Annotated in this window: 16 protein-coding genes; 5 read left to right on the top strand and 11 right to left on the bottom strand. The window is 70.7% G+C overall.

Features of this window, described 5'->3' with window-relative positions; translation table 11 throughout:
* Nucleotides 1-5 precede the first annotated feature (5 nt).
* The gene (locus ADK54_RS35160) at nt 6-1,175 is read left to right on the top strand and encodes an MFS transporter (protein WP_053730035.1); all 1,170 of its coding nucleotides are present in this window, start codon (nt 6-8) and stop codon (nt 1,173-1,175) included.
* 172 nt (nt 1,176-1,347) lie between these two features.
* Here ADK54_RS35160 and nagB read toward each other — a convergent pair whose 3' ends face one another.
* Both nagB and ADK54_RS35150 read right to left on the bottom strand, forming a co-directional pair.
* Nucleotides 1,348-2,133, bottom strand: a complete 786-nt coding sequence (gene nagB / locus ADK54_RS35155; RefSeq protein ID WP_053729854.1) for a glucosamine-6-phosphate deaminase — start codon at nt 2,131-2,133, stop codon at nt 1,348-1,350.
* A 262-nt stretch (nt 2,134-2,395) separates the two neighbouring features.
* The gene (locus tag ADK54_RS35150; protein WP_053729853.1) at nt 2,396-3,148 is read right to left on the bottom strand and encodes an SDR family oxidoreductase; all 753 of its coding nucleotides are present in this window, start codon (nt 3,146-3,148) and stop codon (nt 2,396-2,398) included.
* Between the two features lie 103 nt (nt 3,149-3,251).
* Here ADK54_RS35150 and ADK54_RS35145 point away from each other — a divergent pair, with 103 nt between their 5' ends.
* Together ADK54_RS35145 and ADK54_RS35140 are read left to right on the top strand one after the other, a co-directional pair.
* A complete protein-coding gene (locus ADK54_RS35145; RefSeq protein ID WP_053729852.1) occupies nt 3,252-3,854 on the top strand; it encodes a TetR/AcrR family transcriptional regulator in 603 nt (200 codons plus the stop codon).
* Nucleotides 3,855-4,160: 306 nt separating this feature from the next.
* Nucleotides 4,161-5,627 carry a sensor histidine kinase gene (locus ADK54_RS35140; protein WP_053729851.1) on the top strand — a complete coding sequence of 489 codons (1,467 nt, stop codon included), beginning with the start codon at nt 4,161-4,163 and terminating at the stop codon, nt 5,625-5,627.
* 166 nt (nt 5,628-5,793) lie between these two features.
* Here ADK54_RS35140 and ADK54_RS35135 read toward each other — a convergent pair whose 3' ends face one another.
* Nucleotides 5,794-6,051, bottom strand: a complete 258-nt coding sequence (locus tag ADK54_RS35135; protein WP_004937597.1) for a WhiB family transcriptional regulator — start codon at nt 6,049-6,051, stop codon at nt 5,794-5,796.
* Between the two features lie 321 nt (nt 6,052-6,372).
* Nucleotides 6,373-7,338, bottom strand: coding sequence for a diacylglycerol/lipid kinase family protein (locus ADK54_RS35130; protein WP_053729850.1), 966 nt, complete (start codon nt 7,336-7,338; stop codon nt 6,373-6,375).
* 94 nt (nt 7,339-7,432) lie between these two features.
* On the opposite strand from ADK54_RS35130, the gene ADK54_RS35125 reads away from it, so the two are divergent.
* A complete protein-coding gene (locus tag ADK54_RS35125) occupies nt 7,433-7,867 on the top strand; it encodes a hypothetical protein (protein ID WP_053729849.1) in 435 nt (144 codons plus the stop codon).
* 35 nt (nt 7,868-7,902) lie between these two features.
* Here the strand turns inward: ADK54_RS35125 and ADK54_RS35120 are convergent, their stop codons facing one another.
* The 3 genes from ADK54_RS35120 to ADK54_RS35110 form a co-directional block, all read right to left on the bottom strand.
* A complete protein-coding gene (locus tag ADK54_RS35120) occupies nt 7,903-8,835 on the bottom strand; it encodes an RNA polymerase sigma factor SigF (RefSeq protein WP_053729848.1) in 933 nt (310 codons plus the stop codon).
* Nucleotides 8,836-8,849: 14 nt separating this feature from the next.
* A complete protein-coding gene (locus tag ADK54_RS35115; protein ID WP_053729847.1) occupies nt 8,850-9,263 on the bottom strand; it encodes an anti-sigma regulatory factor in 414 nt (137 codons plus the stop codon).
* Between the two features lie 289 nt (nt 9,264-9,552).
* Nucleotides 9,553-9,813 carry a UBP-type zinc finger domain-containing protein gene (locus ADK54_RS35110; protein ID WP_053729846.1) on the bottom strand — a complete coding sequence of 87 codons (261 nt, stop codon included), beginning with the start codon at nt 9,811-9,813 and terminating at the stop codon, nt 9,553-9,555.
* 56 nt (nt 9,814-9,869) lie between these two features.
* On the opposite strand from ADK54_RS35110, the gene ADK54_RS35105 reads away from it, so the two are divergent.
* Nucleotides 9,870-11,468 carry a Na+/H+ antiporter gene (locus ADK54_RS35105; RefSeq protein WP_053729845.1) on the top strand — a complete coding sequence of 533 codons (1,599 nt, stop codon included), beginning with the start codon at nt 9,870-9,872 and terminating at the stop codon, nt 11,466-11,468.
* Nucleotides 11,469-11,807: 339 nt separating this feature from the next.
* Here the strand turns inward: ADK54_RS35105 and ADK54_RS35100 are convergent, their stop codons facing one another.
* From ADK54_RS35100 to ADK54_RS35085, 4 genes are all read right to left on the bottom strand, one after another.
* Nucleotides 11,808-12,689, bottom strand: a complete 882-nt coding sequence (locus tag ADK54_RS35100) for a 1-aminocyclopropane-1-carboxylate deaminase/D-cysteine desulfhydrase (RefSeq protein ID WP_053729844.1) — start codon at nt 12,687-12,689, stop codon at nt 11,808-11,810.
* Between the two features lie 54 nt (nt 12,690-12,743).
* Complete coding sequence (locus ADK54_RS35095; protein WP_053729843.1) at nt 12,744-13,334, bottom strand: N-acetylmuramoyl-L-alanine amidase; 591 nt, start codon at nt 13,332-13,334, stop codon at nt 12,744-12,746.
* A 145-nt stretch (nt 13,335-13,479) separates the two neighbouring features.
* Nucleotides 13,480-14,682 carry a globin domain-containing protein gene (locus ADK54_RS35090; RefSeq protein WP_053729842.1) on the bottom strand — a complete coding sequence of 401 codons (1,203 nt, stop codon included), beginning with the start codon at nt 14,680-14,682 and terminating at the stop codon, nt 13,480-13,482.
* A gap of 77 nt (nt 14,683-14,759) precedes the next feature.
* A complete protein-coding gene (locus tag ADK54_RS35085) occupies nt 14,760-15,203 on the bottom strand; it encodes an RrF2 family transcriptional regulator (RefSeq protein WP_053729841.1) in 444 nt (147 codons plus the stop codon).
* Nucleotides 15,204-15,584 lie beyond the last annotated feature (381 nt).

Here is a 15,584-nt window from a genome sequence, read left to right as displayed (position 1 = left end):
TGCGCATGTTTCGCGCTTCCGATGAATACCGTCGATCACAAGTGGCGATCGCGGCGCTGTTCTGCTGCCTCGGCTTCCAGTACGCCACCTGGGTCTCGCGGATTCCCGCACTGAAGACGAGGCTCGACCTGTCCGAGGCGGAACTCGGCTTGCTCCTGATGGTTTGCGGGGCGGGCGCGGCGGTCTCCTTCCCGCTCGTGGCGATCCTGACGAAGAGGCTCGGCTCGCGGCGCCTCGCCGTCCTCTCGGCGCTGGGCCTGGGCGTGGTCCTGCTTGCCCTGTCGGTCACGCCGGACTATCCGGTCACGCTGCTCATCGTGTTCTTCGACGGGGTCGCGGTCGGCTGTCTGAACGTCGCGATGAACGCGCAGGCGGCCGCCCTTGAGGTCAAGTACCAGCGGACCACGATGGCCAGGATGCACGCGACGTTCAGCGCGGGTTCGCTGTTCGCGGCGCTGCTCGCATCCGGCGTCACCTCGCTGTCCTCGGCCCTCCCGGCCCACTTCGGCACGGCGACGGTGCTGCTGGTGGTACTGGTCCTCGCGGCGCGCGCGGGATTGCTGACGGAGGATCAGAAAGCGGCGGAGCCGGTGGAGCCCACCGGAAAGAAGGCCCGTGGGCTGACCCTCCCCACCCGCGTGACGATCTGGATGGGCCTCGCGATGGCGTTCGGCACCGTGACCGAGGGCGCCATGAACGACTGGTCGGCGCTCTACCTGAAGGACAGCGCGGGCGCGGCGGCCGAACTCGCTCCGCTGGGCATCGCCGTCGTCTCGGTGATGATGGTGCTTGCCCGCCTCTTCGCCGACGGCTGGCGCACCAAGTGGGGCGACGAACGCGTCGTCCGGGTCGGCAGTGCGCTGGCGGGCGTGGGCCTGGCCGTCGCCCTCCTCGCCGGAGGGGTGGTCCCGGCGCTGCTCGGGTTCGCCTGCGTCGGACTCGGCATCGCGGCGGTGACCCCGTGCGTGTACGTGGCGGCCGCCCGCCAGGGTTCGGACGCGCTGGCGCTGGTCGCCGCCATGGGCACGACGGGCCTGCTGGCCGGGCCCGCGGTGATCGGCTTCATCGCGAACGGCACGAGCTTGGTGTGGGGGATGGGGGCGGTGGCCGTCTCGGCGCTGGTCGTGTCTCTGTGCAGCACCCGGATCCGCTTCCCGGTCCTGGCGGACGCGTAGGGCTTGCGCATACGAAAGCGCCGGGCACCCTTTCGCCGAGGTGCCCGGCACTTTCGCGTGCGCTCCCGTGGCTGTGCGGTCCGGCCTCGGGCCGTGGTCGGCCGGCCGCGCAGTTCCCCGCGCCCCTTCAGGCGCTGGCCCGCGCTTGAGCAGACCCCGCCCCTTCGTGGAGCTAGAGCCCCTGCCACACCGGCTTGTTGGTGAAGGTGTGCCGGAAGTACGGGGCCAGCTTCAGCTTGGACGCGGCCGCCTCGTCCACGACGACCGTCGCGTGCTGGTGGAGCTGGAGCGCCGAGGCCGGCACGACCGCGGCGACCGGACCCTCGACGGTCTGCGCGACCGCCTCGGCCTTGCCCTCACCGGTGGCGAGCAGCACCAGGTGGCGGGCCTCCAGGATGGTGCCGATGCCCTGGGTGATCACATGGTGCGGCACCTGGTCGATGTCGTCGCCGAAGAAGCGCGCGTTGTCGACCCGGGTCTGCTCGGTGAGCGTCTTGATCCGGGTGCGCGAGGCGAGCGAGGAGCAGGGCTCGTTGAAGCCGATGTGCCCGTCGGTGCCGATGCCCAGGATCTGCAGGTCCACGCCGCCGGCCGAGGCCAGCGCCAGGTCGTAGGCCTCGCACGCGGCCTGCACGTCCTCGGCGGAACCGTCCGGGCCGATGAAGGAGTCCGGGCCGAGCCCGAGCGGCTCGACGACCTGGCGGATGACGGTGGCCCGGTAGGACTCGGGGTGCCCGGCGGGCAGGCCGACGTACTCGTCGAGCTGGCACACGCGGGCCTGCGAGACGTCCACGTCACCGGCGGCGACCTTCGCGGTCAGCGCGTCGTAGATCGGGATCGGGGTCGAGCCGGTGGCCACGCCGAGCAGGGCGTCGGGCTTGCGGCGCCACAGGGCGGCGATCGACTCCGCGATGAGCTCGCCGCCTGCCTTGGCGTCCGGGACGATGACAACTTCCACGTGGGCCTGCCGATCTGGAGACGTGAAACTACAACGGGCGTGGTATAGACCAATCTAGCAGAGCGATGGCCCGTCGGCTGGCGGTCGCGCCTGCTCCCATCGTCGACCGGACGGGTTGCCGGAACGCATACGGAGACGGCCATTCGGCGGCATGGAACATGACGCGGCCGCATTTCTCTTCGAGCGAGCGGCGTCTCGGTCGCCTCGGCCAGGACCCGATCCTCCGAGGGCCCTGGCCGAGGTGACCGAGACGCGCTGGGCCCTACTGGAGCGCGCCGCCCGTGGCGTCCAGCCACTGGCCCGTGATCCAGCGGCCGTCGTCGGACGCCAGGAACGCCACCACGTCCGCGATGTCGGAGGGCTCGCCGACCCGGCCGAGCGGCGAGCTCGCCGCCGTCGCGGCCCGGGCCTCGTCGCTGGCGCGCAGCCAGCTCGCGTTGATGTCCGTGTCGATGACCCCGGGTGCCACCGAGTTGACCGTGATCCCGCGCGGCCCGAGCACCTTGGACAGGTTCCGTGTGAACACGTCGAGCGCGCCCTTGGTCATGGCGTACGTGAGTGTCTCGGGCATCACGGCCGCACGCGCGAGCCCGCTGGAGATGTTGACGACGCGCCCGCCGTCGCGCAGCCAGCTCAGACCGAGCTGGGTCACGAAGAACGGCGCCTTGGCGTTGACGGCGAAGAACCGGTCGTACGCCTCCTCGGAGACCTCGCCGAACGGTATGGGGTAGCCGATCCCCGCGTTGTTCACCAGGATGTCGAGCCCGTCGGCCTGCCGGTCGAAGGCTTCCCAGAGGGCGGCCGCATCCCCCGGAACCCCCAGTTCCTGGCCGACGGTGAACGCCGAGCCGCCCGCCGCCTCGATGGCCGCGACCGTCTCCTTGGCCGCCGTCTCGTTCGCGCCGTAGTGCACGGCGACCCGCGCCCCGTCCCGGCCGAGCCGCTCGGCGATGCCCCGCCCGATGCCCCTGCTGCCGCCCGTGACCAGCGCCGTCTTCCCGTCGAGCGTGCCCATGGCCGCGCCCCTTCCACCCCGAAGATTTCTGTAGCGGTCGCTACGGAAAGAACGTAACACATTCTCTAATGGCCGCTACAGAAACCCCTGTAGACTCGACGCCATGGCGACGAAACAGCGCGGCCGCCCCCGCTCCTTCGACCGGGACAAGGCACTTGAGCAGGCCACGATGGAGTTCTGGCGCCACGGCTACGAGGTCACCTCCGTCGCCGATCTGACCCGGGTCATGGGCATCGGCGCGCCCAGCCTCTACGCCGCCTTCGGCGACAAGCGGGCCCTCTTCGAGGAGGTCCTGCGCACGTACGGGGCGACCCATGGCGCCTTCGCGACGCGGGCGCTCGCCGAGGAGCCGACCGCACGGGCCGCGGTCGCCCGGCTGCTGCGCGAGGCCGCGTCCGAGTTCACCGACCCGGCGCATCCCTACGGCTGCCTGGTGATCAGCGCTGCGGCCAACTGCACCAGCGAGTGCGTCAGCACCACGTTGCGCGATCGGCGCAACGCCAGCCTCGCCGCCATCGAGAGCCGGATCGCCGCGGACATCGCGGCCGGCCACCTCCCCAAGAGCGCCGATGCCGGCACGCTCGCCCGCCTCAGCGGCGCCGTCTTCCAGGGCATGTCCCAGCAGGCCCGCGACGGCGCCACCCGCGCCGAGCTCGAAGCCGTCGCCGAGGCGGCCATGCTGGCCTGGCCCCCGGACGGCCGTTGAGGGTTGCGGTCGCCTTGCGGACGGGGAAGATTGTGCCGTGCAGATGGATGGACATGGCAGAATGGTCTAGTCCACAATGAACACACCGAGACTTCCGCCCACCCCGCACAGGCGGGCGGAACCGAGGCCCCGGCGCTCTCTGCCCTGACCGCGCCGTGACCTCCATTGAAGGCCGAGGGGGACCGCACACCCGTCGGCCGGCAACCGGGCTGCGGTGCCCGGGCGGGCTGAGGGTCCCGTCCAGGCGCCGCGGCCCGCAGTCATTCTCTGTCGGTGCCCGCGGGTACGCTCAACAGCGTGCCCTCCATGAACGACCTCGTACGCCAGCACACCGCTCTGAGTGAGTCCGACCTCGAGTGGCTCCATCTGCTGGTCTCGGAGTGGCAGCTGCTCTCCGACCTGTCCTTCGCCGACCTGGTGCTCTGGGTCCCCACCCTGGACGGCACGCGCTACGTGTCGGTCGCGCAGATGCGGCCCAACACCGGCCCCACCTCCTACCAGGACGACATGGTCGGCCACCTGGTGCCGCGCGGCCGGCGCCCGCTGCTCGACGCCGCCCTTGACGAGGGCCGCATCGTGCGCGAGGGCGACCCGGAGTGGCGCGAGGAGGTCCCGGTCCGCGTCGAGTCCATTCCCGTACGCCGCGAAGGGCGCGTCCTGGGCGTGATCGCCCGGAACACGAACCTGCTCACTGTGCGTACACCCTCGCGGCTCGAACTCACCTACCTCCAGTCCGCGTCCGACCTCGCCCAGATGATTGCCGCCGGGTCCTTTCCCTTCCCCGGTCAGCAGGTCGACATGGACGCCTCGCCGCGCGCGGGTGACGGCCTGATCAGGCTCGACGCGGACGGCATCGTCCAGTACGCCTCGCCCAACGCACTCTCCGCCTACCACCGGCTCGGGCTCGCGTCCGACCTCGTCGGCCAGCACCTGGGCCAGCTGACCGCCGACCTCGCGCCGCCGCGCGGCCCGGTGGACGAGTCCCTCGCCAAGCTCGCCAGCGGGTACGCGCCGAGGGAGGCCGAAGTCGAGGGCAACGACGGGGTGATCCAGCTCCGCGCCATCCCGCTCAAGCCGAAGGGCACGCGCATCGGCTCGCTGGTGCTCCTGCGCGACGTGACCGAACTGCGCCGCCGCGAGCGGGAGTTGATCACCAAGGACGCCACCATCCGGGAGATCCACCACCGGGTGAAGAACAATCTCCAGACGGTCGCGGCGCTGCTCAGGCTCCAGGCCCGCCGGATGGACTCCGACCAGGGCCGCGAGGCGCTCAACGAGGCGGTCAGGCGCGTCGGTTCGATCGCGATCGTGCACGAGACGCTGTCCCAGAACCTGGACGAGCGGGTCGAGTTCGACGAGATCGCCGACCGGGTGCTCGCCATGGTCGCCGAGATCTCGCCCGGCAAGGTCAACTGCCGCCGCACCGGCCGCTTCGGGATCCTCGACGCCGAGGTCGCCACCCCGCTGTCCATGGTCCTGACCGAGGTGCTGCAGAACGCGCTTGAGCACGCGTTCGCGCCGGGGGAGCAGGGTTCGGTGGAGGTCGCGGCACTGCGCGGCGGCACCCGCGAGGACGCCCGGCTGCTGATCACGGTGCGGGACGACGGCCGGGGCCTGCCCGAGGGCTTCGACCCGCAGCGCACCGGAAACCTGGGCCTGCAGATCGTACGGACCCTGGTGGAGGGCGAGTTGGGCGGCGGCTTCGACATGGTGCCGGCGCCCGAGCGCGGTACGAAGGTCGTGCTCGACATCCCGGTGGGCCCCGAGAAGTAGCGGGTGCTTCGCGCCCGGCGGCGCACACAACAGCAGCGAGCCCCGAACCGTGAGTCACGGTTCGGGGCTCGAATGCTGTGGGTTACTGCTGCGCGCTGCGGCTCGGGGGGCGGTGAGTGCGTACGCTCTGTACGCGCCGCGCGGTGCTAAGGCAGAAGGTGGGGGCTCAGGCGGTCGCGTTGCGCGCCCGGTTGCGAGCGGCACGGCGCTTCATCGCGCGGCGCTCGTCCTCGCTGAGGCCACCCCAGACGCCGGAGTCCTGGCCGGACTCAAGCGCCCACTGCAGGCACTGCTCCATGACGGGGCAGCGGCGGCAGACGGCCTTGGCTTCCTCGATCTGCAGCAGCGCAGGACCGGTGTTGCCGATGGGGAAGAACAGCTCGGGGTCTTCCTCACGACAAACGGCGTTGTGACGCCAGTCCATGGCTGCTACCTCTCTTGGTGTTACGTGCAGGGGGGGTGCTTGTGAATGTGAACGCTTTCACGAATCCCTCAACAAGGGAAGGGCCATCTTCCAGTTGGACTGGTGGTGGTCCTGGTTTGAGGAGGGGTTCTGGCTTTCAGTGGAGGCCGGTGTTGCGGGCCGTCCCGATCGCCATGTAGAGATTCGCAAACCTCGGCGGCGGATACAACCCCTTCAGGAAAGTTTTTTTGGATTCCTCGGTGTCGACTGGGTCACAGTCGTACTTCCATGGGGTGGATGCCAGCCTAAACGTTCGAGTGAAAGGACTTTGGGCCCTTCCACTCACACAATCACACGCAGTGCACGGCGTACGCCTGTGAACGCGACGCTGGTACGCAGGCCCAGGTGGTCGCCGTCCATCTGGAAGGGGAGCGGGGCCTTGGAATGCAAGGTGAAGTCCGTCAGGTCGTGCAGTGATACGGCGTGCTTGCCGTGCGGACCCCGGTCAGGGGTCGAAGTGAGCAGCTGGGTCGCGTAACGGGTCGCCGAGGGCGCGGTCATCTTGGTGAGCGCGAGCACGTCAAGGCCCGCCTCGAAGGAGGCCTCGGGGGACGAGTACAGCGGACGATTGCCCAGGTAGGTGTAGGGGGAGGTGTTGCAGACTATGGACAGGACGAGGTCCTCGACGGGCTCGGCGCCGGGCTGCTCCAGCGTGATCTGGCCGTGTCTGCGATGGGGCTCGCCGAAGAACTGGCGCGCCACCTGGCGCAAATAGAGCGCGTGCGTCGAGCGCTTTCCGCGCTCCCGCTGCTGTTCGACCCGGCCGACCACACCCGCGTCGAATCCGAACCCGGCACAGAAAGTGAACCAGCGTTCAGGAACGCCTTCGTCCACGCTGCCCGGGACCCCGGAGGCGAGACCCAGGCTCACGGTGCGGTGCCGGTTCTCGCGCAGCGCGTCGAGAATGACACCGGTCGACTCCACGGCGTCATTGGGCAGGCCGAGCGCCCGCGCGAACACATTCGTCGAACCGCCGGGAACCACGGCGAATTCGGGGAGCTCGGGGCTCGGCCCGTTGTGCAGCAGACCGTTCACGACCTCGTTGACCGTGCCGTCGCCGCCGAGCGCCACCACGAGATCGATGTCGTTGCTCTCGGCCGCCCGCCGCCCGAGGTCCTTGGCATGGCCGCGGTACTCCGTGGTCACGGCCTCCAGCTTCATCTCGCTGGCGAGGGCATGGATGAGGACGTCACGCGTGCGCGCACTGGTGGTGGTAGCCGCCGGATTGACCACGAGAAGTGCACGCATGGGCGCCAGACTACCTACCGGGTGGTATCGGGGTGTACTTGGGCCGGACCGCCCAGGCCCGGGCCGGGCCCCGTACGCGGGCTACCCTGGCCGGGTGAGTACTGAGCAGACCCCCGAAGCCCCCGCCGAACCGCGCCCCGGCCGGCTGACCGCCGCGGCGGCGCTGTCCGCGCTGGAAGGCCTCGCCCTGGTCGCCGGTGGCCTCTACATGCTCGTGATGGGCCTGACCGGCAAGCCCGACCGGCCCACCCAGGCCGAGACGGGCGGCCTGACCCTGGTCGTCCTCGGCCTGATCCCGCTGATCGCCGCCCGCGGCCTGCTGCGCCGCCGCAGCTGGAGCCGGGGCCCCGCGATGATCACCCAGATCATGGCGCTGCCGGTCGCCTGGATGTTCCTGAACTCCGACGGCGCCCCGTGGATCCCGGCGGGCATAGCCCTCGCCGCGGTGGCCGTCACCGGCCTCGTACTCCTGGTGAACCCGGCCACGACCAAGGCGCTCGGAATCCGCGGGCCGATGCGGGACGCGTAACGAGAGGGGTCCGGAGGCGCGCCCCCGGACCCGGCCTACTCCTCGACGAGCAGCTTCTCGCGGAGCTGGGCCAGCGTGCGGGCCAGCAGGCGCGAGACGTGCATCTGCGAGATGCCGACCTCCTGCGCGATCTGCGACTGGGTCATGTTGCCGAAGAACCGAAGCAGCAGGATCCGCTTCTCCCGCGGCGGCAGGTCCTCAAGGAGCGGCTTGAGGGACTCGCGGTACTCGACGCCTTCGAGCGCCTCGTCCTCCGCACCCAGGGTGTCCGCCACCGCCGGCGACTCGTCGTCGGTGTCCGGCACGTCGAGGGACAGTGTGGAATAGGCGTTGGCCGACTCCAGGCCCTCCAGGACCTCCTCCTCCGAAATGCCGAGCCGCTCGGCCAGTTCGTGCACCGTCGGCGAGCGGCCGTGCTGCTGGGACAGCTCCGCCGTCGCCGTGGTGAGCGCGAGCCGCAGCTCCTGGAGCCGGCGCGGCACCCGCACCGCCCAGCCCTTGTCGCGGAAGTGCCGCTTGATCTCGCCGACGACGGTGGGCGTCGCGTACGTCGAGAACTCCACGCCCCGCTCGGGGTCGAACCGGTCCACCGATTTGATCAGACCGATCGTGGCGACCTGGGTCAGGTCGTCGAGGGGCTCGCCCCGGTTGCGGAAGCGCCGCGCCAGGTGCTCGACCAGCGGCAGGTGCATCCGTACCAGCTGATTGCGCAGCTCGGACTTCTCCGGGGATCCGTCGGGCAGCTTGCGCAGCTCGATGAACATCGCCCGCGCCCCGCTGCGATCGTGTGGATCGTGCTGCCTGTGCTCGATGTGCTCGCTCATAAGGGTCGCCCGCTCTGCCTGCTCCGCCGCGTACAAAACGCCATCTGGGCCATCCACAGGGCTGTCCACCGGGTGCGGCCGGGCCTGCTGCTCCGGGATGCCCGCGGAGCGCACCGCTTCGGGGATGCGCTTGTCGTCCCGCACCGGACCCTCCCCGCTCACGCCGGTCCGGGTCCCGCGCCGCGCTGTTTGTACAGGCTGATGGAGACCGTACGGTCCTCGGCCACCGAGGAGTCGACCTTGCCGGCCAGGGCGGAGAGCACCGTCCACGCGAAGGTGTCGCGCTCCGGGGCCCGCCCGTCGGTGGTCGGCGCCGAGACGGTGACCTCCAGCGAGTCGTCGACGAGGCGGAACACGCAGCTCAGTACGGAACCTGGAACGGCCTGCTGGAGCAGGATCGCGCAGGCCTCGTCGACCGCGATGCGCAGGTCCTCGATCTCGTCGAGGGTGAAGTCCAAACGTGCCGCGAGTCCGGCCGTGGCCGTACGCAGCACCGACAGGTAGGCACCCGCAGCCGGCAGCCGGACTTCCACGAAGTCCTGATTCCCGGGCTCGCCTGCGATCTGGGACACCCTCACCTCCAAGGTGGCACAAGCTCTATCGAGGCCCGGGGAGAGGGGAGGTCCCGGGGCCGTGGGTACGGGGTCCGTACCTGGACTGGCGACGCTATCGCGATCCATGGTGCCCTGTCGCCGGAAGCTCTCCCGGCGGCTGTCACTCATGGTAAGCCTATGAGTACGGACAGTGGCTAGAGGTTTGCAGTGCCCAATTGCTGTGAACCGAGCCCGGGTTGACGTACCCAGGCGTCGAGGGCTTCGAACCTTTCCTCACGCTCTGGACGAAGCGCTTGGGGTGCCACTCTCACACCAGCAGGCCGTCCACGAAACACCAGCGCCAGCTCTCGCCGGGCTCGAAGGTCCGCATCACCGCGTGCCCGGTCTCCTTGAAGTGACCCGTCGCGTGCTGGTGCGGCGAGGAGTCGCAGCACCCCACGTGCCCGCAGACCAGACACAGGCGCAGTTGCACGGGGTGCGTGCCGTCCTTCAGACACTCCGGGCAGGTGTCGCTCAGCGGGGCCGGCTCGGGGCGCGGCAGTTCTGCAACGTGCGGGCACTCGCTCATGATGGCCAGGTTACGACGGAGAACGCGGCGCGGGTGAGTGGGGACGGACGGTTCTGATGGATGCATTGCCGCTGGTGGCGCTGATCGCGGCGAGCGCGGCGGTCGCGGGAGCCGCCCGCAGGACGCCGGTGCCGGCGCCGCTGCTCCTGGTGGCGGTGGGGCTGATCGGGGCGTACGTGCCCGGCGTCCCCGACTACACCCTCGACCCGCACGTCGTGCTGCCACTGGTGCTGCCGCCGCTGCTGCACACGGCCGCGCTGGAGAGCTCGTACCTCGATCTGCGCGCCAACCTCCGGCCGGTGGCGCTGCTTTCGGTCGGTTACACGCTGTTCGCGACGGTGGTGGTCGGCTACCTCGCGTATCTGCTCGTGCCCGATCTCCCGCTGACCGCGGGGCTCGTGCTCGGCGCGGTGATCGCGCCGCCGGACGCGGTCGCGGCCACCGCCATCGCACGCCGGCTGCGGCTGCCGAGCCGGATCACCACCATCCTCCAGGGCGAGTCCTTGGTGAACGACGCGACCGCGATCACCGCGTACAAGGTGGCGCTCGCGGCGGCCGTCGGGGCCGGGGCGACCTGGGGCGGCGGGCTCAAGGAGTTCGCGCTCGCGTCGATCGGCGGGATCGGGGTGGGGCTCGTCCTGATGCTGCCGATCCACTGGCTGCGCCGCCATCTCCACGAGGCGCTGCTCCAGAACACGTTGTCGCTGCTCATCCCGTTCGTGGCGTACGCGGCGGCGGAGCAGGTGGGGGCGTCGGGCGTACTGGCGGTCGTGGTCGTGGCCCTCTATCTCGGCCACCACTCCTGGCAGGTGGACTTCGCGACGCGGCTCCAGGAGGAGGCGGTCTGGAAGATGGTCGCCTTCGTCCTCGAATCGGCGGTGTTCGCGCTGATCGGACTCCAGATGCCGGTGGTGCTCAAGGGACTTGGGGAGTACGGGGTCGGCGAGGCGATCTGGTACGCGGTGGGGGTGTTCGTCCTGGTGGTGGCGGCCCGCTTCGTCTGGGTCTTCCCGGCCACGTTCCTGCCGCGCGCGCTGTCCGAGAGGATCCGGCGCCGCGAGCCGGAGGTCGACTGGACGGCGCCGGTGATCGTGGGGTGGGCGGGGATGCGGGGCGTGGTCTCGCTGGCCATCGCGTTCTCGATCCCGCTGACGATGGAGGACGGTTCGGCCTTCCCGGCCCGCAACCTGGTCCTGTTCCTCACGTTCACGACGGTGATCGGCACGCTGGTGGTGCAGGGGCTCACGCTGCCGCCGCTGATCCGGCTGCTGGGGCTCCCGGGACGGGACGCGCAGGCCGAGACGCTGGCCGAGGCGCAGGCCCAGAGCGAGGCGTCCCGGGCCGCCGAGGCCCGCCTCGACGAGCTCCTCACCGACTCGCGCAACGCGTTGCCGCCACCGCTGGCCGACCGGCTGCGGACAGTCCTCGAACGGCGGCGGAACGCGGTGTGGGAGCGGCTCGGGGCGGTGAACGAGGTGACGGGGGAGTCGGCGGACGACACGTACCGGCGGCTGTCCCGGGCGATGATCGACGCGGAGCGGCAGGTGTTCGTGTCCCTGCGGGACGAGCGGCGCATCGATGACGAAATGATGCGGACGCTGCTGCGGAGGCTGGATCTGGAGGAGGCGGCGGCGTACCGCGAGGGCGAGGGTTAGGGCTGGGCGGGTGCTGGGTCTCCGCCCCAAGCCCCGGAGACCCCCACCCCGCCCTTTCCCGAGACCCGCCGGGGGTTGGTAAGGGGGGAAGCCGGGTTTCCTGGGGCTCCGCCCCAGACCCCGTTCGCGCCTTGAGGGCGCTCGTCCTCAAACTCCCCCAAGGCCTTAAGGGCCAGGGGGGACCCCCATGACGGGCTGGGGTTGCCCGTACCGCATGCTGCCAGGGGCGCGGGGAACTGCGCGACCAGCCACCCACGGCCCGCAGCCAAAAACCATCCGCACATCCAGCCCCTCCGGCGTTTGAGGAGGGGGGTCCGGGGGCGGAGCCCCAGGGGGGATTCAAGGGCGGCCAGTGATCACCGCCGCCACCTTCGCGCCCCGCGCAAACGCCCCCTCCTCCGTCAACCTCAGCAGCGCGTACAGCAGCTTCGCCACGTACACCCGCTCCACTCCCACCCCGTGCCGCCCCTCGAAGTCCCGCGCGAAGGCGTCCAGTTCGGCGGGGACGCGGGCGTAGCCCCCGAAGTGGAAGCGGTCGTCCAGGGTCCAGGCCCCCCGCACCTCGCCGAACGCCGCCCGCTGGAGGGCGCGTATCTCCTCGGTCAGGAAGCCGCCCTTCAGGACCGGCACGCCCAGCGCCCGCTGCCCGGGGGCGAGGCCCGCCGCCAGGCCCGCCAGGGTGCCGCCCGTGCCGCAGGCCACGCCCACCACGTCCGCCGCCCCGCGCAGCTCCTCGCCGAGCGCCGTACAGCCGCGCACCGCGAGGGAGTTGCTGCCGCCCTCCGGCACGACGTACGCGTCGGAGCAGAGCAGCTCCAACAGGCCCGCGAGGACGTCCGGCGAGGACTTGCGGCGGTACGTCGAGCGGTCCACGAAGTGCAGCCGCATGCCGTCCGCCGCGCACTGCGCGAGGGACGGGTTGAGCGGGCGGCCGGCCAGTTCGTCGCCCCGTACGACGCCGATCGTGGGGAAGCCGAGCAGCCGCCCGGCGGCGGCCGTCGCGCGGAGGTGGTTGGAATAGGCGCCGCCGAAGGTGAGGACGGGGCGGTCGGCGGCGGCCCGCAGGTTCAGGACCAGCTTGCGCCATTTGTTGCCGACCAGATCCGGGTGGATCAGATCGTCCCGTTTCAGGAGCAGGCGTACGCCGTGACGCGCGAAGCGCTCGTCCGGCGCCTCCTCCAGGGGGGAGGGGAGGCGGGGGGCGAGCGCTTCGGGGGTCATGCCCCCATTGTCACGTGGTCACCGCGGGCAGCGCCTCACGCGACGCCCCACGTGTCACTTCAGCCGCTCCCCGACCCGCTCGCGCAGCCAGTCCATCGTGAAGCCGCGCGGGTCCACCTTGCCCACCTGCCACTCCTTGTGGCCGATGACGGACCGCCCGGTCCAGCCGTAGAAGCGGCACACGGCCGCGGCCGCCTTCTCGACGGCGTCGAGCTGGGCCTCGGGCCACGGGTCCTCGCCGTCGCCCAGGTTCTCGCATTCGAAACCGTAGAAGTGCGTGTTCCCGTCGGTGTCGTTCTTCACCGGCGGCGGCAGCCGTTTCTCGGCGATGGCGGCGCGCAGCACGTCGCCGTCGCCCGCGCCCGCGTGGTTGGCGCGGCCGTTGCCGACGAGGTGCACGGTGCCGTCCTTGGTGATCACGCCGTGGCAGAGCGGGCCCGGCAGGGCGTCGTAGCCGTCGTAGCAGATGCGGACCGTCGCGTCGGCGCCGCTGGTCGCGGTGTGGTGGATCACGACGCCGTTGATGGGGCCCCAGCCGCCGTGACCGGCCCGGTTGTGGGTGCGCCACCCGTCGACCTCGACGACGGCGAGGCCCTCGGCGCGCAGCGCGGCGAGGAACTGGTCTGCGGACATGGGAGGGGCCATGGCCGCCTCCTTCCAGAGCGGTACGGATGTGTGTCGTACCGCTTTTACCCCAACTCACCCCAGGAAGGTGCTATTTGGACGCTATGGGGTGAACTGTTCGGTTTGTTGAGCGAGTTGATCCGGACATCCCGCCGGGCCGAGCCCGTCAGTTCTGGGCCAGCCACAGATCCGGGCCGAACACCTCGTAGTGGATGTCGGCCGCCGCCACCCCCTTGGCAAGCAGCTGGGTGCGGACCGCGCGCATGAACGGGAGCGGGCCGCAGAGGTAGGCGCGGGTGCCCGACGGCACCGGCAGTGTCGTCAGGTCGACCCGGCCCGTGCGGTCGGCCGGGTGGCCCGGCTCCGGGGTCTCGTACCAGAAGTGGGCGGCCGCGTCCGGGAGCTTGGCGGTGAGCGCCGCGTGGGCGTCGCGCAGCGGGTGCTCGGCGGGGGAGCGGTCGGCGTGCACCACGGTCACCGGGGCGCGGTGCCCGGTGGCCGCGAGCTGTTCGAGCATCGACAGCATCGGCGTGCAGCCGATGCCCGCGGAGGCCAGCAGCAGCGGGGCCCCGCCCGCATGGGGACCCGCGTCGAGGACGAGATCGCCGTACGGGGCCGAGACGCGCAGCCGGTCGCCCTCGCGGACGCGGGCGTGCAGGTGGCCGGAAACCTCGCCGTCCGGGTCGCCCTGGACGCGCTTGACGGTGATCGAGCGGAGCTCGCCGCCCGGCGCCGAGGTCAGGCTGTACTGGCGTATCTGGCGGGCACCGTCGGAGAGTTCGACCTGGACGGAGACGTACTGGCCGGCCCGGAAGGCGGGGGCGGGCGCGCCGTCGGCGGGGTGCAGCCGGAAGGTGGCGCAGTCGGCGGTCTCCTCGGTGCGGCCCGCCACCGTCCACTCCCGCCAGACGTCCCCGGCGAGCACGCCCTGCTCCTCGTAGAGGCGGGCCTCGATGGCGATCAGCGCGTTCGCCATCAGCCAGTACACCTCGTCCCAGGCCTCGGCGGCCTCCGGCGTCGCGGCCTCGCCGAGCACCTCGGCGATCGCGGCGAAGAGGTGCTGGTGAACGATCTCGTACTGGTCCGCGGTGACGCCCAGCGAGGCGTGCTTGTGGGCGATGCGGTTCAGCAGCACGTCCGGCCGGTCCTCGGGGTGGTTCACGAGGTGCGTCGCGAATGCGGCGATGGAGCCCGCGAGCGCCTGCTTCTGGAGTCCGGCGGCCTGGTTGCCGCGGTTGAACAGGTCCCGCAGCAGCTCGGGGTGGGCGGCGAAGAGCCGCTCGTAGAAGCGCTCGGTGATGGTGCCGATGGCCGCACCGACGGCGGGGAGCGTGGCGCGTACGGTCGCGGTCGACTTCTCGGACAGCATCTACTGGCTCCTTAAATTAGCATTTAGTATTCGTATTTAAGGGTGTGCGGAAGAAGTGGGGAGTAGCTGACGGATCGTCAGCGACCGGTCAGGCCGATCAGCAGCGGGCCGGTCGGTGAGGCCACGAGGTCGTCCACCGTGACCTCGTCGAGGGAGTCGTAGAACGCCTCCTGCGCACGGTGCAGCGCCCGGCGCAGCCGGCAGGCCGCGGCGAGCGGGCACGGTGTGGACCCCTCGCACTCCACGACGTCGCCCGGCCCTTCGAGCTCGCGCACCAGGCCGCCCACGGAGGCGAGACGGCCCGCCGGGGTGAGCGTGAGTCCGCCGCCCCTGCCGCGCCGTGCCTCGACGAGCCCGAGGTGCTGGAGGCGGGCGACGACCTTCGCGGTGTGCGTGTACGGGATGTGCATCGCGTCCGACACCTCCCGCGTGGTGGGCGGGGTCTGGTCGTCCGCGCTCTCGATGACCGCGAGCCGCATCAGCACCCGCAGCGCCAGGTCGGTGAATCTCGTCAGCCGCATGAGACCCACCGTAGATAACTTGCATCTTGTGTGCAAATTAAAGGTTGCCCAATGGGCCGGTTATCGGCCGGTGTATTCGAGGTGTGCGAAGCGGGGGGCGTGCGGGGCGTGTTCGAGCGCTTCGGGGCGGCTGCCCGGCCGCTGTTGTTCTAATCCCACTCATTTGAGTAATGGCGCGGGGACTCTCCGTGCTGGAAGTGTTCTCAGGGCAGTCCAGCTTCAAGATCGTAAGAGCTCAGAAGGAGTCACATGTCGGTCGAGGCAGGTCCCGAGAACCGCGCCCAGCAGAGTCTCGGCACAGCCGCCGCGCGGAACTTGGCGACCACCACCAAGTCCGTCCCGCAGATGCAGGAGATCACCTCCCGTTGGCTGCTGCGGATG

Origin of the sequence: Streptomyces sp. WM6378 (genome assembly GCF_001279695.1) — a bacterium.
Lineage (GTDB): Bacteria > Actinomycetota > Actinomycetes > Streptomycetales > Streptomycetaceae > Streptomyces.
Note: the sequence above shows the minus strand (reverse complement) of the source record. Positions and strands in the feature narration are given on the sequence as shown.